This is a genomic window from Fibrobacter sp. UWCM, from assembly GCF_900129735.1.
Lineage (GTDB): Bacteria > Fibrobacterota > Fibrobacteria > Fibrobacterales > Fibrobacteraceae > Fibrobacter.
Window position 1 is genome coordinate 1 of sequence record NZ_FQWR01000029.1, and the last position, 18,899, is coordinate 18,899.

Annotated in this window: 14 protein-coding genes, 1 other RNA gene and 2 pseudogenes; 9 read left to right on the forward strand and 8 right to left on the reverse strand. The window is 50.1% G+C overall.

The genetic code is table 11. The features are described 5' to 3' along the window. Both BUB22_RS17145 and BUB22_RS14420 read left to right on the forward strand, forming a co-directional pair. Positions 1 to 205: pseudogene (locus tag BUB22_RS17145) on the forward strand (hypothetical protein); the annotation flags it as partial. A 213-nt stretch (positions 206 to 418) separates the two neighbouring features. After that, a pseudogene (locus tag BUB22_RS14420) lies at positions 419 to 688 on the forward strand (transposase); the annotation flags it as partial. 127 nt (positions 689 to 815) lie between these two features. Here BUB22_RS14420 and BUB22_RS14425 read toward each other — a convergent pair. From BUB22_RS14425 to BUB22_RS14450, 6 genes are all read right to left on the reverse strand, one after another. Continuing rightward, the gene (locus BUB22_RS14425) at positions 816 to 2,327 is read right to left on the reverse strand and encodes an HNH endonuclease signature motif containing protein (RefSeq protein ID WP_073116239.1); all 1,512 of its coding nucleotides are present in this window, start codon (positions 2,325 to 2,327) and stop codon (positions 816 to 818) included. A gap of 88 nt (positions 2,328 to 2,415) precedes the next feature. Further along, positions 2,416 to 3,330 carry a BsuBI/PstI family type II restriction endonuclease gene (locus tag BUB22_RS14430; RefSeq protein WP_073116241.1) on the reverse strand — a complete coding sequence of 305 codons (915 nt, stop codon included), beginning with the start codon at positions 3,328 to 3,330 and terminating at the stop codon, positions 2,416 to 2,418. After that, positions 3,327 to 4,805, reverse strand: coding sequence for an Eco57I restriction-modification methylase domain-containing protein (locus BUB22_RS14435; protein WP_073116243.1), 1,479 nt, complete (start codon positions 4,803 to 4,805; stop codon positions 3,327 to 3,329). Before BUB22_RS14435 ends, BUB22_RS14430 begins: the two co-directional genes overlap by 4 nt. A gap of 368 nt (positions 4,806 to 5,173) precedes the next feature. Further along, on the reverse strand, positions 5,174 to 5,680 hold the full coding sequence (locus tag BUB22_RS14440) for a PAS domain-containing protein (protein WP_072810333.1): 507 nt from the start codon (positions 5,678 to 5,680) through the stop codon (positions 5,174 to 5,176). A gap of 33 nt (positions 5,681 to 5,713) precedes the next feature. After that, positions 5,714 to 6,553 carry a TIGR02147 family protein gene (locus BUB22_RS14445; protein WP_073116244.1) on the reverse strand — a complete coding sequence of 280 codons (840 nt, stop codon included), beginning with the start codon at positions 6,551 to 6,553 and terminating at the stop codon, positions 5,714 to 5,716. 292 nt (positions 6,554 to 6,845) lie between these two features. Further along, on the reverse strand, positions 6,846 to 8,471 hold the full coding sequence (locus BUB22_RS14450) for a cellulase family glycosylhydrolase (RefSeq protein ID WP_254794759.1): 1,626 nt from the start codon (positions 8,469 to 8,471) through the stop codon (positions 6,846 to 6,848). Between the two features lie 686 nt (positions 8,472 to 9,157). Between BUB22_RS14450 and ssrA the strand changes: the two genes are divergently transcribed. Beyond that, positions 9,158 to 9,517, forward strand: a transfer-messenger RNA (tmRNA) gene (gene ssrA, locus BUB22_RS14455). 181 nt (positions 9,518 to 9,698) lie between these two features. Here ssrA and rpmA read toward each other — a convergent pair. Further along, complete coding sequence (gene rpmA / locus BUB22_RS14460) at positions 9,699 to 9,962, reverse strand: 50S ribosomal protein L27 (RefSeq protein ID WP_072810326.1); 264 nt, start codon at positions 9,960 to 9,962, stop codon at positions 9,699 to 9,701. 3 nt (positions 9,963 to 9,965) lie between these two features. Continuing rightward, entirely contained in the window at positions 9,966 to 10,451 is a 486-nt protein-coding gene (gene rplU, locus BUB22_RS14465; protein ID WP_072810323.1) for a 50S ribosomal protein L21, read from the reverse strand. 170 nt (positions 10,452 to 10,621) lie between these two features. On the opposite strand from rplU, the gene BUB22_RS14470 reads away from it, so the two are divergent. From BUB22_RS14470 to BUB22_RS14495, 6 genes are all read left to right on the forward strand, one after another. Further along, complete coding sequence (locus tag BUB22_RS14470; protein WP_073116246.1) at positions 10,622 to 13,453, forward strand: glycoside hydrolase family 2 protein; 2,832 nt, start codon at positions 10,622 to 10,624, stop codon at positions 13,451 to 13,453. Positions 13,454 to 14,185: 732 nt separating this feature from the next. After that, positions 14,186 to 15,466, forward strand: coding sequence for a glutamate-5-semialdehyde dehydrogenase (locus BUB22_RS14475; RefSeq protein ID WP_073116248.1), 1,281 nt, complete (start codon positions 14,186 to 14,188; stop codon positions 15,464 to 15,466). Between the two features lie 30 nt (positions 15,467 to 15,496). Further along, the gene (gene hisI, locus BUB22_RS14480; protein ID WP_073116250.1) at positions 15,497 to 15,847 is read left to right on the forward strand and encodes a phosphoribosyl-AMP cyclohydrolase; all 351 of its coding nucleotides are present in this window, start codon (positions 15,497 to 15,499) and stop codon (positions 15,845 to 15,847) included. A 120-nt stretch (positions 15,848 to 15,967) separates the two neighbouring features. Next, positions 15,968 to 17,308 (forward strand): histidine-type phosphatase, encoded by a 1,341-nt coding sequence (locus BUB22_RS14485; protein ID WP_139259025.1) that lies wholly within the window; start codon positions 15,968 to 15,970, stop codon positions 17,306 to 17,308. 42 nt (positions 17,309 to 17,350) lie between these two features. Next, complete coding sequence (locus tag BUB22_RS14490) at positions 17,351 to 18,016, forward strand: hypothetical protein (RefSeq protein WP_139259026.1); 666 nt, start codon at positions 17,351 to 17,353, stop codon at positions 18,014 to 18,016. A gap of 9 nt (positions 18,017 to 18,025) precedes the next feature. Beyond that, a complete protein-coding gene (locus BUB22_RS14495; RefSeq protein WP_073116256.1) occupies positions 18,026 to 18,895 on the forward strand; it encodes a hypothetical protein in 870 nt (289 codons plus the stop codon). Positions 18,896 to 18,899: the final 4 nt, after the last annotated feature.

Genomic DNA, 18,899 nt, shown 5'->3' on the forward strand with positions numbered 1-18,899 from the left:
GATACGCAGAAGGACTCGTGTTGTCGGCTGCTTCCCGGACGGGGAATCGGCCCTTATGCTTGTCTGCGCAAGGCTAAGGCATGTCGCTTCGAAGGAATGGGGCACCAAGAGGTACCTGAACATGAAACACCTATATGAGCAGGAAAAGGAAAACGAACTGAAACGGGAACTGGAAAAGAGCAGAAAGAAAGGAAATGTAGCCTAAATCTGATGTTGGAACAAACTATTTTTGCGAAAAACCCTTGACACTACCTTCGAAGGAATGGGGCACCAAGAGGTACCTGAACATGAAACACCTATATGAGCAGGAAAAGGAAAACGAACTGAAACGGGAACTGGAAAAGAGCAGAAAGAAAGGAAATGTAGCCTAAATCTGATGTTGGAACAAACTATTTTTGCGAAAAACCCTTGACACTACCAGTTCCCCAGCCAGCACTGGCGCAATATCCGGACGAACAACATCCTCGAACGGCTGAATCGCGAGATACGCAGAAGGACTCGTGTTGTCGGCTGCTTCCCGGACGGGGAATCGGCCCTTATGCTTGTCTGCGCAAGGCTAAGGCATGTCGCTTCGAAGGAATGGGGCACCAAGAGGTACCTGAACATGAAACACCTATATGAGCAGGAAAAGGAAAACGAACTGAAACGGGAACTGGAAAAGAGCAGAAAGAAAGGAAATGTAGCCTAAATCTGATGTTGGAACAAACTATTTTTGCGAAAAACCCTTGACACTACCCTATTTTTACAAGAATCTCCCAATGCGGTTAATGCATGGGGAGATTTTATTACATATACAAGCCAAATCTTCTACAAAATTACTCAGGAGCCCCCATTAAATATCCAGTGGAAAGGCCGTTATTTTTTAGCCACTGTTTTAAAGAACTTTTGTTTGTTGCTATCATATTATCTATTTCAGAATCTTTTGGAGAATTCCACATTTGCCAACAAACAAGCCGATTAATTATGTCATTTATTTTGTTAAATGCACTATCATCTAACTGACGATAAAAAATCTTTTCTTTTTCATCAATGTCATATATTTCCAATTTGGCGCTAACGGCATCTTTAAAAATTTCAGTCCAAGCCATTATTGATTTTGAAGAAAACAATCTAGATAACTTTAGTTGATTGCTATCATTCGGAGCAGCAGAAGGATTCCAACTTTGAAGAGTTTGATCAAAGATCAAATTCATAAGTTTTATGACATTTTCCGATTCCACATCTCTTTTATATTTTTCAGAAAGAATATTGTCAGTCAAAGGTTCCGTGTAAAGAAATTTTGCAAAAATAGATTTTTTCAACATATCCAACGTAATTGGCTGTTCTTTTGAACCTCTGTTCGAAATTGACACTAAAGGTTTCCATTTATTCTTGTCATCTTCTAAAATCGAGTTAAAAAGATAACTTCTAAATTTCTCTTTTATCTGACCTTGCGTTTGAGCAATATCTTTTTTACTGACATACTCAAGAAAGCCCTGTTCTGTTTTTTGAAGATTACTTTCATTATTTTTATAATCATCAAAATCTTTTCCAAACTGGGCTCCCAATTTCAAAACCATAATTGAAGAGAAGAACCTTGTTTGTGCAAACTTATCATGGGCTGATATATTCGCCTGATTTAATCTTTCCAAGTCAGGATTTATATAAATTTTACACTCAAAATCTTTTCTTCCTGTCCATAACAAAGCCGCTGCTTTATGCTGTCCATCAAACAGCAATATTTTTCCATTATCAATTCTTCCGATTGACGGTTGCAAAACAGGAAAATTTTGAAAATGCCTAAACATCTGAAATACTTTATCAAAAATCAAATATCTAGGCTGTAGTCCTTGCGAATGCTCATTATCGTCATCACTATCCAAAACATTTACAGGCAACTTACAATAAAAATATTTCCACCCTGTCAAAGGACAAACTTCAATTTTAAATTCTTCTTTAAATGAAGCATTCTCTAAAAAAATTTTTCCATCAATCTCCTTTATAGAAACACGTTCTCCAAAAGAGTCTACATCTCCTTTCTCTTTTAGATATTTCAAGAGATCTTTTAAAGTTAATCTCTTACCCATTTTGAAAAAATCTTCTATTCGAAGCTTTATTCGAAAATCTTCAAGAGGCAATTGTCCTTTTTCAAGATTGTGTTTCTCACACATTGGAGCAATGTTGTTTAAATCTGTAGGCCCATTATTTACAAAGGCTTTTATATGATCAAAATGGATTTTTTCACCTTCTGGAATTGCGTGCCCGTTTGCAAAACATGTTCTTCCGAAACGATTTAAAATTATTTGCTTTTCATCGTCATTTAATTGACGCTTCATCATTATTGCCATATAAATTCCTCTTTTGTCAAAACCGGTACTTTATACAACCATACTTCAAGTTTTCACATGTAGCCAACAAAGTGAATTATTTAACGTATTACCCTCTCGGTCCCAAGAACTTATCACCATTCAAGTGAATCATATGCTCAGGCATATCTGCAATCCAGACTTCAGTATCCCAAGCCAAATCTGCAGCAAACTTTTTGTATGTTCCGAAATCAAGGAACGCAGTAACAAAAATCTTCCCCGCCTTAACATTCTTGGTTAAATTACCAAGTTCAACAAGTCTTTTCGGATCCATCGGACCAACGGATGTTACGGCCTCGACAAAATAGAGCCAGTCTTTTCTCTCATCGTAGAGAACAACATCAGGCATTTTGTCATGCAAAGTAATTGCAAAGCCCAATTTCTTTAGTGTTTCAACATCCTTCACCAAATCTTTTTCAGTCGTATCCCCCACATATAGGCATGTGGCACTCGGAGCGAATCTCGGTGCAAAATCTTCAATAATAGCCTTTTGCAATTTATTGTGCTTACCAGGCGACAGCGTCAACTGCAGACCATTTACAGAAAGAGCTTGTTTTTGCTTATCTTTTTTTGAAGCGTAAATACTTTTGAGAGACTCATGCTTCTTTAAAAATCCCTTTACGGATTCCTCAGACCCTTTGTTCTTTAGCACATTCAAAAATTCAGCGGTCAAGCGATAGCGGTAATTAGGACTGTTTGTCGCCAGGCCATTATCCTCGACAAAAGCGGCTGTCCTAAAATGATGCAACGCATTTTTACGGACTGTTTCACGAGTGTTTTCGGCATAGGGTGTTTCACGATAGAAGATGTTGATGTAACTCATCATATCGTGAATACGGATCCATTCATTCTGTGCGCTTTCCCATTTGCTCTTTGGGTAGATTTTTGCCATGACCAGTAACACATAACAGCACAAGTCATTTTGCTGTTTCTCGGGAACGCCCAGCGCAATCAAAATATTACGAATTTTATCAACATTGCTCATGCACAGGCCTCCTGAAGAATTTCATCACATTTTTCTTCCGAAAAATCTTTGCTCTTTATAAGCATCCTGCCCATTTCTTGAATCTGTAGCAGATTCGGAATGGGCATAGAGTTTACTTCTGTTGAATTAACCTGAGTTGAGCCATTCAGAATTCTGTAATAGGAGTCATAAATGGTCGAATTAAACAGAACATATAGCCCATAAACAGTGCACTCAGAAAGTTCTTCTTCGCCATCAATGAAGTTAATCTTATTTTGCGTGCTTATGAATTGATATCCAGGAAATTTCCGTTTTAGGTAGATTCCGCTTTGCAGTCTCCGTTTTTCTTCTTTAGAGGTAAAACGTTTTACAAAAAGATAATTTCTATTCTTTTGCAAAAGGCTTTGTTTTTCATTGGATACAAATTCATGTTCAATTCCTACCGGGAAAGAAACACGACCTTCCTTGATATGACGGCTATAGAAAAGAGGAACATTGTTTTCTGATTTTACAGATTCAAGTAATTCTGGTACTCGAAAATCGACAACAAGCCCCGTTTTCATCTTCATTCCCAAGCTTGGCAAGGTATTTTCAAAAGATCCAATTTTCTTCAAAACTTCAAGGTTATCCTTATTTGCAGGCAAATAAACATAATTGGTCAAAGGAGACACGACTGTATCATACGGAGCTTTGAAATGAGAAATTTTGCTGAAATCGCCGTTTCCGTTCGTTGTCGAAATTACGACTTTTGATGGATGTTTTTTTTGCTTTTTTAGTTTGAAAATCATTGTTTCTTGCAGAACAGATTCCTTGTCAAATACATCCGTCCGGCTTTCAAACAAATGGATTCTTTCTAACGATGTGTTTCCAATTAGGTATTTTCTGAAATTTTCGAAATAGGCTCCAGAGGTCCAAGACCGAGGCGTGATATAAACCATTTGCCCATTTTCTTTCAAGTTAAAGATTCCCATAGAGGCAAACAGGAAATACAAATTGGGTGCACCATGACAAACAACCGGCATCGCCAATGCCTCTGGAGCATCTTTGGGAATTTTTTTATATGGTGGATTGCCAATAATTAGGTCATATTTTTTACTCTCTTGTGCAAATAGGTTTCCCGTGAAGGAATCTCTTTGAGATACAATGTAATTCTCTTCAAGAACCTTGAATGAAAAGTTCTTGTACTCTTTTTTCATCAAGTCTAAATTCGATCTAAGCAAAGGCAAGACATGAGGGTCATTTTCATAGCAAACGACTTCTACTTTTATTGAAGAGTCCTGTTTCAAAATTCTTTCTGCTATAGAAATAGCCAAAATTCCCGACCCAGCTCCAGCATCTAGAATGGAAACATTTTTATTTAAGCCAGACAGATCAAATAAAGAAGCCATGAAACTTGCGGTTTCAGCACTCGTAAAAAATTGTCCATACTCTTTTCTAAGAGATTTGGGCATTTGAGCAATGAATTCATTGGTCTTTTGACAAATTGTTTCCAGCATAGTCTAAAAATACATAAATAAAATGGCACAAAATGACAAAAACAGGAAAAAAATGCACTTCATTTTGAGCATCCGCGTTAGGGATAGTGACCCCTTGGGGACAAGACCCGCGCAGCGGGGCTTGGTTTTAGGAGGCGGACGACGAGCGAAGCGACGGCGGCAGCCCCTAAAATATAGCCCGACCGCACATATACGTGCGGGAACGCCCAAGAGATATCGGTTACGGTGGTCTCGACCACGCTGTGAGCCGTAGGCGACCTTTGACCACTTGGCAAATATATTACCAAAGTAAAAAAAATCCGGAAGTGCTCGCGGCACCTCCGGACTTTGCATTGTTCTATGAATAAGTTCGGCGCAATACTACAATATTAGACCTGGGCGGTAATGTTAAAGGCCTCGGGATAGGCCTTCGCGGCACATGCATCGCAGAGCACGCGCATGCGGGTCTCGGCAAGCGTGTTCACGCGCACCTGGTCGCCGCAGTGGGCACAGCGGGTAATGAACACCACGGAGCGGTTCTCGGCAACAGGTGCAGCCGCCTGTGCAATCTCGGGTTCGCCGAGCCTGCAGATGGTATTGCGGAAGGTAATCTTGCCTTCGGCATCCTGCACGATTTCGCGGGTAAGGCAGCACTTGAAACTGCGCCCCTTGCGGTTACGCATGCGGAACACGAACTTGTTCTGCGAAAGGTCGCTGCAGTTGCTGAACAGTTCCCAGTCCCTGGGGTAACGGTAGCAGTCGGTAATGTAATGCCAGGTCACCTCGGATTCGTTGAACCCGAACATGCGGCAGAACCGCTTGTTACCCGACAAGATACGGCCGCTCTGATTGACTTCAAAGCAAGCGATGTCAAGAGAATTTTCGTTTTCGGTCATATTGCGCCTCCCTTGATATAGTTAGCGTAAGTACTAAACATTGTCCCCTCCCTTCTTCAAGTCCTTCGTAAGCGGGAAGAGTTGCACATTCAAGCGGTAAATGCGGTTCTCGTTCGTATCCTGCATGGCAATCGCAGTAATGCGGCGGCGGAAATCCGCAATTTCCTTTGTAATGCGCTGGTACGCTTCTTCGGAAACACCGAAGGTCATACCCGAAACGTTACGTTCGTCCACCGGCACCTCGTCGAGCGAGCGGATAGCAAGTTCGCCCATCTGGCGGTGCATCTCGCGGACGGAAAGGCTTGTGAACTCGAGATTACCGGTCGTAATCGCCTTGGACGCCTGCTCGTACTTGCCATCGGCAGTCTTGTTCAGGAGCCCGACCTTCTGGAGCAGCTGCAGGGCCTTCTTGACTTCTGCCGCCTGCGCACCGAAGGTGAGCTTGTCCGCCATCTGCGCGGGTGTCGAGTCCGAGACATACGGAGCCATTTCACGAAGCACCGGGTTCACCCAGGATTCGTAGTAGTCGTACTGGTCCTCGCCCACGAGCGTAATCTCGTTTTCCTTTGTGATGGCACGGAGTTCCTTGAAAATTTCGCGCTTCTTTGCGGCGTCCTTCTCTTGGTTGAAACGTACCAGGGTGCGGAAATACTGGAGGTCCACACCCACGAGACCCATGGCCTCAGCGACGCGTTCCATCCCTGCGTCGCTGAGGTTTGCGGTCCCATCACACACCAACTTCAAGAATACCGGCGAGGAATACCCGGCCTCCCTGGCGAACTCTCGCCAGGTAAACCCGGACCGCACTTTGCGTTCCGTATAGAAGTCGCGTATAAAAACGCGAAAATTCTGGTATTCCGTCACGGGTTTCATACAACAAAGAATATAATCATTTTTAGAACGGAATGCAACTATTTTATGATACAAGAGTGCTTAAAATTGTTCAAAATCACACTTTGAACAGTCTTTTTTGACATTTTGTTCCATTTTTTTATGATACAAGCGTGTTAAAAAACGTTGACATTCCACACTATGTAAAAATGAAAATGGAATATCGCGTGATTTTTCTCGTTCAAAAACGCACAAACGGCGGACCCAAGTCCGCCGTCACGATACATATATAGAGTCGTTTAAATAGTTGCTTAAAAACCGCGCGACCGGTCGCCTATCCTGCGACGTCCTTCACGACCATGATGCCGCTCTTCTCGATTTTCGGGTAACTGCGCATGCCCTCGCCGCCGCGCCCGCGGTCAAGGATCTCTTCGAGTTCGCCCTTCGCGTTGTAGAGGTGCAGTTCCCACGGACCATTCGGGGCATTGAAGTAGCCGGAGTTCTTCTGCACGTTGCGCTGGAAGGTACGGTTCAGGCGGTCCGCGATACTGCGGGCCTGCACCAGGCTGATATCGGCAAGCGACCACGATATGGGAACGCCGCCCATGTCGAAAATCAGGAGCGCCTCGGGGTCGGTTTCCTCCTTCATGGTGAACTTCCAGCTGAAGTTCTGCCAGCTGGTACTCAGGTCGAGGATACGCCCGTTCGCGTATGGAGTGTACTGTTCGGCATCGCGCTTGATGTTCACGTTGAGCGTGCGCGGCTTGTCGGCCTTCGCGCGCATGCTGAAGATGTAGGTGACGCCGTTACGGAGGGTCAAGTGCTGCTTGAACTGCAGGCCCCAGGTTTCCTTGCCCGCCTGCTTGATATTGAAGTGGAGCACGCCGTCCTTGGCGGTCACTTCCGCCTTGCCGCCCCAGAAGTCGGTCGTCCAGCCGTCGAGCGCGTTCTCCGCAGAAAAGTCGCCATTCTCGATGATGTTCGCGCCGCCACCGAGCGACCCGGTGGTAAAGTCCTTGTTCTGGATGAATGTCGGGATAACGCTCGTGTTCTGGATACCCAGCGGGCTATCCACCGCAACTTCCTTGCCCCAGCCCACCAGCGTGTTGTACGAGCCATGCTCCGTCATGTCCATCTCGGGACTGTCGGAGTTGCCCGGGCCCCAGCTCCAGCAGAGCCACCCGATGTTTAGGCGCTCGCATTCGCCCATGATGTGCCTGTACGGGATTTCGCGTGCACCCGCGACCGCCATCGGGGCAAACTCGCCCACCACCAGCGGGAGCTTGATTTCCACCGACTTCTCGAGGCAGGCGGTAACGCGTTCCTGCACGGTCGCAAACCCGGTCGTCTTCGCGTCGTGGCGTTCGCTCGGCCACCACATGTGGATGGAGAACAGCAGGTTGTGCTCGGGGTCGGCATGCAGCAGGCGCGGGCCCACCGCAAGGATGTTCTTTTCACTCTGGCCCCAGTTGTCGGCGTCTATCATGATGGGCACGCGGATTCCCACCGCACGCATCTTGGTCACAATCATGTTGTACATGCCGAAGAACTCGTCCGGGGCAATCTCCTGCGCGCCCGGCTCGTTGCCCACGTTCAGGATAAGGTATTCCTGGTGGTTCGTAATCATCTGGAGCGTCTCTTCGCGCAGCCAGAAGTCAAGCACCTCGGGCAGGCGCTCCCAGTTGCCCGTCGTGTCGTGCATTTCCACAATCGGGATCATGCCGTTCGAGATGCTCTGCGCCACGATGGAATCAAGGTCGCTCACGCGCCCGCGCATGTTCCACACGATGCGCACGCAGTTCGCGCCGGTCTTCGCGATTTCGGGAATGGTCTTGCCTTCGCGGTCAGTCCAAATGAACATGTGGTTTATGCCACGCAAAATGACCTTCTCGTTGTCCTTGCTGTAAAGGAAGCGGTCCTGAACAAAAAAACCGGGCTTCGCGCTTGCAAAATTCATCATAATCTCCGAAATCTTGTTTTTCAAGTACAAATATATATAAATGGGTCGCAGGGGGAACTGCAATTTTTAGACAAAAAAGGCGGGCGTCGCGCAATAAAGAGAATGAAGCGCAGGATTCAAGCGGAAGACCGCAAAAAAGCCTGCGGAAAAAGTAGGCAAATTGCCGAAATGTGCAAAATTGGGTACCAAAAGGGCCTTTTTGAGGGTGTTTGGTACCCATTTTGTTAACTTGTTCAAAACTTTTTGTGTACCGCGCCCGCAACAGTGGGGATAAAAAAGCCTTTTCCGAGGGAATTAATCCCCAAAATCAACAGAAAAGCGAGTTTGGCCAGACTTTTTTGTGTTAGTTTGTACGTAAAATTGGGTACCAAAATGCGATTTTTCAGGCATTTAGTCCCCATTTTTGCAACTTTCGGGCTTTTTTGAAGGCAAAAAAGGCAGAAACTTGACAAACCTTCCCTTTGGGGCGATAAATTTATATATTTGGGAAATACCGATGTTTATCAATCGATAGATATCGGTTTCCCGATATCTATCGGGGGTGCCTTGGTTTGCCAAAATCACTGCTACTCGCAGCGATTTTGCCCTACGGGCCTTGCGCTCACTTCGTGAGCTTAAGGGCCTAAATGCTCGCCGGCTCGCATTTAGTCGACAAGTCTCAACCAGATCACCCCCGGTGAAACACCGGGGGTGATCTGGTTTCGACAGGGTTACCGAAGTGTTAGTTGCAAGCCGAGGTCTCAGACGAGGGCACTCGTAAAAAAGTCTGAAAAAAAATAAGTGCTGACGAAAACTACGCACTCGCTGCCTAATTAGCGGCAACGCCGGGCCTCATTCCGCTCCCATCGGGATGAACGTCCGGACGAAATATGGGATAGGATTCTCGCATGCCTGGGGCTAGAGTCCGAGATTCACTAGGCTGGCTGAAATCTGCGCCGACCTTCTTGGGCGTGGACAAGGCGAGACCTTAAATACGAAGGGAAAGCTTGTAGGAATGGACATGGACGTGATTTTGGACAGGGGTTCGACTCCCCTCACCTCCAGAAAAAAAAGAGGCTCACATGAGCCTCTTTTTTTCTGGAGGTGAGGTTTATGAGACCGCTCGCGCTAAGTTCCGACATTAAATTGCTCCGGTTTGCGCTCATTCGTTGTTTCGGGCAGAAACCGCATATATACAGAAAACCGGGCGCTTGCGCGTCCGGCCTTCAAATTCGATTTTAGCGAACCTTAGTTGGCTTCTTCCGGATAGACGGAAACCTTCTGGCGGTTGGCATCGATGTGTTCGAACTTCACCTTGCCGTCAACGAGGGAGAACAGGGTGAAATCCTTGCCCATACCGACGTTCACGCCCTTGTGGAAGTGGGAACCGCGCTGACGCACGATGATGTTACCGGCCTTGACTGTTTCGCCCGCGAACTTCTTCACGCCGAGGTACTTGGCGTTACTGTCGCGACCGTTACGTACGGAACCTTGACCTTTCTTGTGTGCCATGGATTAAGCCTCCTTAGCCTTGCGAAGGGAGTTCTTCTTGACCTTAGCAGGCTTCTGAATACCCTGGGCAATCTTTTCCTTGCGAGTAAGGGGCTTGTTCTGCTCCTTCTGCTTGGCAAGGGCAGCCACGCGAGCGCGGTTGCGGGTAATAACTTTGGGATCTACGACTGCGGATTCGGCGCCGGAGCGGAGTTCCGTGACGAGCACCTCGGTATAGCCCTGACGATGACCGTTACGGCGTTCGTAACGGGTGCGACGCTTCTTCTTGAACACGATGACGGTGTCGTACTTGCCGTGGGCAAGAACTTCAACCTTCACGGAGGCGTCGTTCAGGACAGGGGTGCCGACTTGCACTTCTTTTCCTGCGAAAAGAAGGACGGACTTGAGCTCCAGTTCAGAACCAACAGCGGCGTCAAGAGTGGGGACCTTGTAGGCCTTGCCCAGCTCGACTTTATACTGGAAACCACCTGTTTCAACAATAGAATACATTTTGTAATCCTTTTTTGGTTGCTATTGGGACTCCAAATGTAGTAAAATTTGTGGAATTGTAAAGGGATTTCGGAATTTTTCGACAAATTCGGGCGATTTTCCGATAATAAAATGCACCATTTCCACCATATTTTCTAAATTTTCCACGAAAATTTCATAAAGGACCCTACATGAATAATATTTTGAGTCTCGATGGCGATTGGCAGATGAAATGGGATACCGAAGATTCCGGCATATCCAACCGCTGGTACGCCACCTACCCCGAAGATACGGAAACGGTGACGGTTCCCCACATTTGGGAAAGGACGTTTGAAAAGCTGCTTTTGTCCCAGGACTGCGCGTTCTACTTCAAGCGTTTCACCATCGAAGACGAAAAGCAGGTCGCCAAGCGCATTTTCTTGCGCTTTGAACGTGTGGCTACACATGCGACCATCTGGCTAAACGGCAAGCTTCTCGGCACGCATTTCGGCGCATACACGCCGTTTGTTCTCGAGACCCAGAAGGCCATCAAGATTGGCGAAGAGAACGTGCTCTGCATCCGCGTGGCCAACATGGGTGCCGCCAACAGCCGCATCGACTTTGGCCGCGACAGCAGCGACGACGCGGACGACCGCTACGTACACCCGAGCGAAGTGCCCGTCGGCCTCCCCTGGACGCAGTACCCGTTCGGCGGTATCTTTGGTCATGTGGACCTGGTGCTCGGCAGCAGCGCCTTCATTTCGGACCTGCACGTGGAACCGGACGCCGATTCCGAGTGCGTGAACCTCGAAATTGCTTTCAACAACCCGCGCGGCTACAGCCCGCGCCTGCGCATTCTCATGCGTAACCCGAGCGGCGACGTTTGCGAGTGGTTCAAGGACTGCCCCAAGCTCGACAAGGAAAACGCCACGTTCCGCATCGGCCTCAACATCAAGGACTGGAACCGCTCCAAGTTCGTCTGGAGCCCCGAAAAGCCCAACATGTTCGCGGTCGAAGTGCAGATGGAACTCAAGAGCGGCAAGGGCAAAGCTCCGGAATACGCCTTCCCCATCATGCGCACGTTCGGTTTCCGCAAGTTTGACTGCCTCAAGGGCGACTTCTACCTGAACGATGCCATCGTCAAGCTGCAGGGCGTATGCTACAACCAGCAGTGGAGCGAAGGCGGACTCTGGACCACGAACAACCCGGCCCTCAGGAAGGACCTCCTCGCCGTGAAGGCGGCAGGCTTCAACGCCATCCGCAGCTGCGGCGCACCGCTCAGCACCGAGGCTCTCGACATCTGTGACGAGATCGGTCTCCTGGTGTTCCAGGAATTCCCCATCCACACCATGAGGTCTACCCCCGCCGGCCTGGAATACGCGAAGAACCTCATCAACGACATTGTCAAGGAACAGCACAACCACCCCTGCATTGCCGCCTGGGTGATGGGTTCCGAGAACGGCACGTTCATGCTCCAGAACGGCAACAAGCTGCTCAACGCGATTAGCCCGGTCGACATGACCCGCGCCGCAATTAGCAACCTCGACAGCATCTACCTCGATAACGAGGGTACCTTCCATGCCGACACGGGCAAGCTCCTGCCGGTATCAGTCGACCGCATTTCGCAGTTCGCGTCGCTCGCGGTGCGCCCGAAGATGAACCCGGGTGCAGCCTACACGCACTACCTCGCCCACTGCTTCAACAAGGACGAGGAAGAACTCGTGGTACCCGATTCCGGACTTGGCGACAACCAGTTCCAGGATAGCGAGGATAGCGACGCCGCCCGCATCGACAACAAGATGCTGGTGACCATCAAGAACCACACGTTGCTCCCGAATTCGGCGACGAACATCAAGGGTCCCCGCTCGGTCAAGAACCAGAAGGCAATCAAGAACGCGTTCAAGGCCATCGACAGCTTCGTGGCAGGTCCGCTTTCCGTATGGAAAGACCTTTCGGAATTCATCGCATGCGCGAACGCCATCGCTACCAAGAGCAAGCTCGACCAGATTACCGCATTCCAGAGCAACCCGCAGATTTCGGGTTTCTTCCTAGAACAGTGGGCGGATTTCAGCACGGACTTCTGCGGCCTTTGCGACGAGAACCGCAAGAGCAAGGGTTTCGACGCGTTCTGCAAGGAAATCAACGCCCGCAGCCGCGCCCTCGTAAGCGAACTGGAACACGTGGTCGCACCGCAGAGCGAAGTCAGTTTCCAGGTGACGCTCCTGAACAACGACCGTCACGAGAACGTCTCTGTCGAAGTGAGCCTGATCGATTCTAACGGCAAGGTGCTCTCCACGCAGACAATGACTCCCGACGAACCGGCCGGCAAGACAAGCCTTACCCAGCTCGGCAACTGCACGCTCAACTCCCCGCGTGCCACGGGCAAGTACAAGATTCGCATTGTGCTGAAGGACGGGAACCAGGAAGTCCATGCCTCCGAAGAGGACCTTATCGTCATCGAGCCGGCAGACGTGAAGAGCGCCATGGAAAAGGTCTGCTTCCTCGACAACAGCGAAGAATCCAGCGACGCGCTCGCCGCACTTTCCGGCCCCGAGAAGATTATCTTCACGGCAAACCTCTGCTCCTGGCCCGATGAAATCATCGACAAGATTGTGGAAGTGACCAAGAACGGCGGGAAGACGCTCCTGCTTTCGGACATGTCGCAGGAAGACATCGACTTCGTGAACCAGAGCCACACCCTTGACTGCACGCTCGAGGCCCACTGGAGCACGGGTGCAAACGGCGCAAGCCTGCACTACCTGCCGGCGGATTCCGCGCTCCTGCCCGTATTCGGCGGTGCAAGCGTGCTCGACCACAACGCGGCTGCGGTGATGCCGGGACTTTCCCTGAACGAACTGCCCGACGCAACGGTCTACGCGCGCTCCGTAAGCCTGAAGGATGGCGAGGTAAAGACCGGCGTCGACCTGCAGATGATTCCGTTCGGCGCAGGCAAGATCGTGTTCAACCAGTTCAGCGTGTTCGAAGGTCTCGAAACCAACGCGCTCGCCGACGCGCTGTTCACGGCCATCGTGAAGTTGCTCTAAGTTTTGCATTTTAACACTAAAGCCTCGCCTCGCGGCGGGGCTTTTCGCGTTTTTTACGGCGGGCGTTTTGCGCGGTTTCTTGATGCGAGGAGTCGCCACGCGGGACATTAAAATAGGGCATTTTGCGTGGTTTCTTGATGCGGGGAGTCGCCACGCGGGACATTAAAATAGGGCATTTTGCGCGGTTTATAGCGCGGGCGTTTTGCGTTTTTTATGAGGGCATTTGAGCGTTTTGACAGACCAAATCGCGAAAAAGAGCGCATTTGGTCTGCCAAATTTCGAACAAATTCACAAGAAAGAGCCCCAAAAAGGCGATTTAAGGTTCATTTTGCCCGCTAAGCGCCCTCCAAAACGACATTTTCGTTCATTTTAGCACAAACAAACTAACAAAAAGCAGACCAAACACCCTCTGAACAAGCATTTAGTCTGCCTTTTTGAAAAAAAAGCCCGAGACGACGAACGAACGGTCGCACCGTGAACGGTCGCGCCGTGAGCCGGAGGCGACTCGTCTTAACGAGTCGTCATAGGCGAAAGCGAACGCATACCGGAGTAATTTAACCCAAACGTAGCGCGAGCGGTCGCAAAAAGACCTGGTGTGGAGAGAACACACCAGGTCTGAACACCCAAGTCCGATATCCTGCGACTATAAGACCTTGTCGCGGATAAAAACAAACCTGTAATATTAAAATATACTCCGGTGCGATAAAAATCAAGTTTCTATATTGTAAAATCATGAAAAACACGTCTATTTCATATTCCAACTTGGAAGAATACTCCGACATCCTGGCCCAGAACGCCAAGAAGGCAAGCAAGAATCTCCGCACCCTCTCGGGTGAAAAACGCAGCGCCGTGCTGAACCTGGTGGCAAAGTTGCTCCGGGAACACAAGCCGGAAATCATGGCCGCGAATAAACTTGACCTGGAGGCCGCCGCCGGAAAGCTCGACGACGCCAAGATGGACCGCTTGACCCTGAACGACGCCCGCATCGAGGCGATGGCCAAGGGCGCCGAAGAAATCGCCGCGTTTACCGACCCGCTGAACCGCGTGCTCGAAAGTCGCGAACTGAAGAACGGGATCAAGATTAGCCGCGTAGCAGTACCTATCGGCGCCGTGTTCTTTATTTTTGAAAGCCGCCCGAACGTGACCATCGACGGCGCATGCCTCTGCTTCAAGGCGGGCAATGCCGTAATCCTCCGCGGTGGCAAGGAATCCCTGAATTCCGCCAAGTGCCTTGCCGGGATTTTCCACAAAGCCCTCGCCGAAAACGGCATTGACGAAGACGCCGTGCAGCTGGTGACCGAAACCAGCCACGACCTGGTGGGCATGCTGTTGCAGCGTAGCGACTGTATCGACCTGGTAATCCCCCGCGGTGGCGAACGCCTGATCCGCGCCGTGGTGGAACAGAGCAAGATTCCTGTGATCAAGCACTTCAACGGCATCTGCCACGTGTATGTGGACAAGTCCGCCGACATGGACAAGGCCGTAAACATCTTGATTAACGCGAAGACACAGCGCACCGGCGTGTGCAACGCCATGGAATGCGTGATTATCGACCGCCACATTGATGCAGCCAACGTGAAAAAGTTGCTCGACTGCCTCGCCGACCGTGGCGTGGAACTCTTCGGCAATCACGATGCCCAGAGCCACGACAGCCGTATCAAGGACATCGGCGATGACAGCAATTACCACCACGAATACCTGGCCCTCAAGGCGAGCGTCAAGTTCGTGGACAACGTGGCCGAGGCCTGCGACCATATCGAGCAGAACAGCAGCCGCCACACCGAAGCGGTGGTCGCCGAAGACGCTTCTGTTCAGGACTACTTTGTGGCCAACGTGGACAGCAGCAGCGTGATGGTGAACGCCAGCACCCGCTTTGCCGACGGCGGCGAATACGGGCTCGGAGCCGAAGTGGGCATTTCTACCGACAAGCTGCATGCCCGCGGCCCGATGGGCGTGGAAAGCCTTTGCACCTATAAGTGGGTTTTGCGCGGCAACGGCCAGGTGCGTGGTTAATGCGAAATTAGGAATTCGGAGTTCGGAATTATGAAATTTGAAGACTTAATCAAAGAAGTAAAATTCGAAGTGGAATTCGGCGGCGTAAAACTTGCGCCGGCAATCGTTCAGGACGCCGACAAGGGCGACGTGCTGATGATGGCGTGGATGAACGAAGAAGCTCTCCGCCGCACCCACGAATGTGGCGAGATGGTTTTCTGGAGCCGTAGCCGCAAGGAATACTGGCACAAGGGCGACACCAGCGGCAACGTGATGACGGTGGTGGAATGGGCCGCCGACTGCGACTCTGACGCACTGTTGTTCAAGGTCCGCATGCAGGGCCCGCAAGTCGCTTGCCACACGGGCGCCCGCAGCTGCTTCTTCAAGACGTGCGAAAAGTAAGACAATCAGGTGAAATCTAAGCGGCGTTGCCGCAATGTGTAACGTGTAGTGTGCGATGTGTGATGGGAAACTTCACATTCCTCATTTCACATTCCACACCAATAACAGGTGGTTAGCAGTATGAAAAAAATTCTCGCGCTGTTGCTCACAATGGCGATTTCAGGAATCGCTCAGGACCGTTACCAGATGGGTAGCAACTACTACGCCTACCCCACCCCGAATGCCAAGTACACCAAGGCACCCGCAGGCTACAAGCCTTTCTACCTGAGCCATTACGGCAGGCACGGCAGCCGCTTCCACCAGCCCGCCGACCATTACCACGCCCTGTACAACACGCTTGCAAAGGCAGATTCTGCAGGCAAGCTGACCGAACTCGGCAAGAGCCTGCTTGAACGAGCAAAATACCTGGACGAATACGCCGCCCCGCGCGCAGGCGATTTGACCCAGCTCGGCGTAGCGCAGCATCAGGGAATCGCGAAGCGCATGGTGAAGAACTTCCCCGAACTGTTCAAGAACAACGCCTACATTGAAGCCTATGCCAGCACCTCGACCCGCTGCGTCGTGAGCATGGCGGCTTTCCTAGAGGAACTGCGCGCGCAGAAGCCCAAGCTCGACATTCACCAGGAATCGGGCAAGTACCTGATGGCATTTATAAGCCCGCTCGACTTCGGGAAAATCATCGGCGAATCCAACACGCCCGCATGGCAAAAAGAAAACGAGAAGCTCTACAGCCACGTGAACCCCGCGCGCATGATGAATGCGATTTTCAACGATTCGACTTACGTGCAAAAGAATATCAACGCGGGCGACCTCTTCAGCAAGATTTATGAAATCGGGAACAGCCTGCAAGGCAGCCCCGAAATCGAATTCAGCTTCGACGACCTGTGGACAGACGAGGATCTCGCCGCCCGCTGGCACGCGCAGAACGCCTGGTGGTACAGCGTGCTGGGCAACAACCCCTTCGGTAAAAAGGAAGGCCTCGAGAACGCACGCCCGCTATTGAAAAACTTCCTCGATGTTGCAGACAAGGTAATTGCCGCCGACACGACAGCGCCCGCAAAAAAGACCGCAGCAAAGCCCGCGAAAAAGACTACGGCCACACTCCGCTTCGGCCACGACACCGTCATTTTTCCGTTCGCCACGCTCCTGCAAATGGAGAACGGCACGCAGAACACCGGCATCGAGACCGCCGACATGGAAAACCTACACAAGGTCTGGCGCGACTATGAAATCAGCCCTATGGCAGCAAACGTGCAGTTCGTCTTCTACAAGTCAAGCAAGAAGGGCGCCCCCATCCTCGTGAAGGTGATGCTCAACGAAACCGAGCAGAAGCTGCCCGTGACCTGCAACACGGCGGCCCTTCGACAAAACTCAGGGACCGTGCAGAACTGCCCCGCAGCCCCCTACTACCGCTGGGAAGATTTCCGCGATTTTTATAGTAAAATCGCAACAAATAAATAAAAAAGATAACTCCCCCGCAAATAATTTGTATATATTATGGGCATGGAGAAAATGCTCATGAAGTTCCGTCCATTGCCTTTAATCGCGGTAGCGCTGTACGCGGTCGCATTCCTGTTTACGGGTTGCGCAAACCCGACGCACTCCTACCTTCCGACAGATATTCCCGAAAGGTCCAAGGGCGAATACGTCAAGTACGAAGGCGTCAAGATGCAGCCCCAGGGAACGCGCATTTCTTTCGAATCCAAGATGGGCGACAGCCTGACTATGTTCCAGACCACCGGGTTCTGCTACGACCCCCAAAACGACTACCTCGTGTTCCCGACATCCCGCTCAGGCGAGGGATACTACATGATCATCCCCACGGACAGCGTCACGCTCTGCAAGAACGGGGAAGTTTGGAACAACTCCTACTTCTCGAGAAACCACCTGCTACGCGGAATAGTCATTGGAGGCATTCTCGGAGGCGGAATCGGAGCCTTCGCGGGATTCCCGATGGCGGCAATATTTTCCTTAATGGGCGACGGTTCGAATTTTGGACTCCTTTTGGGGCTCTTTGCAGGATCGGTCGCCACAATCGGGGCAGCGACAGGAGCGATTGTCGACCCGGCAATCCACCAAAGTTTCGTCGACGACATCAAATTTGGCTGTCCCTCTTACTATACCGAAGAGGAACTGCAGGAATACCTCAACAAGAACCTGTGTTACTAGGAGAATATCATGAAGCACTACATTCTAGGCATTCTCCTTACCACAGCATTCGCCTTCGCACAGGATGCTTCGACTGATTCGGCAAGCTCATCAACCGGCTCGGCAACCGTAGCGGAGCCCAGTGAACAGGCTGCGCCCGAACGTACGCCGGAAGGCTACCGCATTATCCGCATCGGCGTCCAGGAAACAAAGGTATTCAAGGACAGCGTCGTCAAGGTCCAAAAGGAAAAGGAACTTGAAAACCGCGAACCAGTTCCCTTAAAGTTTTCCGTCGGCCTAATGTCATCTATCGGCTTTAGCGGTGTTTTCGGTCAACGCGACCTGCATTACTACGCGACAGACACCACCAACGGTATGTTCTTCGGATTCCAATTCACGCTCGGGGCAACAGCGCTGATTCCGATAAACCAGTACAACTTCGCCATAAGGACCGGAGTCCTCATTGATTACGCAGACATGCCGACCCAAACAGACGTATTGGACCGCATCATGATAGACCGCACTAAAAATGGAGGAGTTGAATATAAGGAGGAGTCTGACGGGAACCTTACACGGGCGTTTCTGTCGTTCCCGGTACTGCTCGCAATGAAGACAATGAAAAGCCCCGTAATGTTCGATATCGGGGCCCGCTTCTCGATTCCCCTCATCGAAGAAATCGAGGAAAGAAGCACCAAAGACGACCTGATTGACAATGGCGTTCGCTCGCCGCTTGACATCGCCCTGCTTGTCGGGGGCGAAATCATCGTGAGCCCCAAGTTCCTGGTATTCGCATTTTTCGATGTCCAGATGAACGAGCCCTATAAGGAAGGCTTTTTCGTGGGCATTAAAGACATAGACAACTTCGGGTTGCGCCTCGGGCTCATCTACAACCTGTTATAAACCC

Excerpts from the sequence above, each read along its gene's own strand:
- BUB22_RS14450 (WP_254794759.1), bottom strand. The coding sequence starts at position 8,471 with ATGATGAATTTTGCAAGCGCGAAGCCCGGTTTTTTTGTTCAGGACCGC.
- BUB22_RS14470 (WP_073116246.1), top strand. The coding sequence starts at position 10,622 with ATGAATAATATTTTGAGTCTCGATGGCGATTGGCAGATGAAATGGGAT.
- BUB22_RS14425 (WP_073116239.1), bottom strand. The coding sequence starts at position 2,327 with ATGGCAATAATGATGAAGCGTCAATTAAATGACGATGAAAAGCAAATA.
- hisI (WP_073116250.1), top strand. The coding sequence starts at position 15,497 with ATGAAATTTGAAGACTTAATCAAAGAAGTAAAATTCGAAGTGGAATTC.
- rpmA (WP_072810326.1), bottom strand. The coding sequence starts at position 9,962 with ATGGCACACAAGAAAGGTCAAGGTTCCGTACGTAACGGTCGCGACAGT.
- rplU (WP_072810323.1), bottom strand. The coding sequence starts at position 10,451 with ATGTATTCTATTGTTGAAACAGGTGGTTTCCAGTATAAAGTCGAGCTG.
- BUB22_RS14475 (WP_073116248.1), top strand. The coding sequence starts at position 14,186 with ATGAAAAACACGTCTATTTCATATTCCAACTTGGAAGAATACTCCGAC.
- BUB22_RS14485 (WP_139259025.1), top strand. The coding sequence starts at position 15,968 with ATGAAAAAAATTCTCGCGCTGTTGCTCACAATGGCGATTTCAGGAATC.
- BUB22_RS14435 (WP_073116243.1), bottom strand. The coding sequence starts at position 4,805 with ATGCTGGAAACAATTTGTCAAAAGACCAATGAATTCATTGCTCAAATG.
- BUB22_RS14430 (WP_073116241.1), bottom strand. The coding sequence starts at position 3,330 with ATGAGCAATGTTGATAAAATTCGTAATATTTTGATTGCGCTGGGCGTT.
- BUB22_RS14440 (WP_072810333.1), bottom strand. The coding sequence starts at position 5,680 with ATGACCGAAAACGAAAATTCTCTTGACATCGCTTGCTTTGAAGTCAAT.
- BUB22_RS14495 (WP_073116256.1), top strand. The coding sequence starts at position 18,026 with ATGAAGCACTACATTCTAGGCATTCTCCTTACCACAGCATTCGCCTTC.
- BUB22_RS14445 (WP_073116244.1), bottom strand. The coding sequence starts at position 6,553 with ATGAAACCCGTGACGGAATACCAGAATTTTCGCGTTTTTATACGCGAC.
- BUB22_RS14490 (WP_139259026.1), top strand. The coding sequence starts at position 17,351 with ATGGAGAAAATGCTCATGAAGTTCCGTCCATTGCCTTTAATCGCGGTA.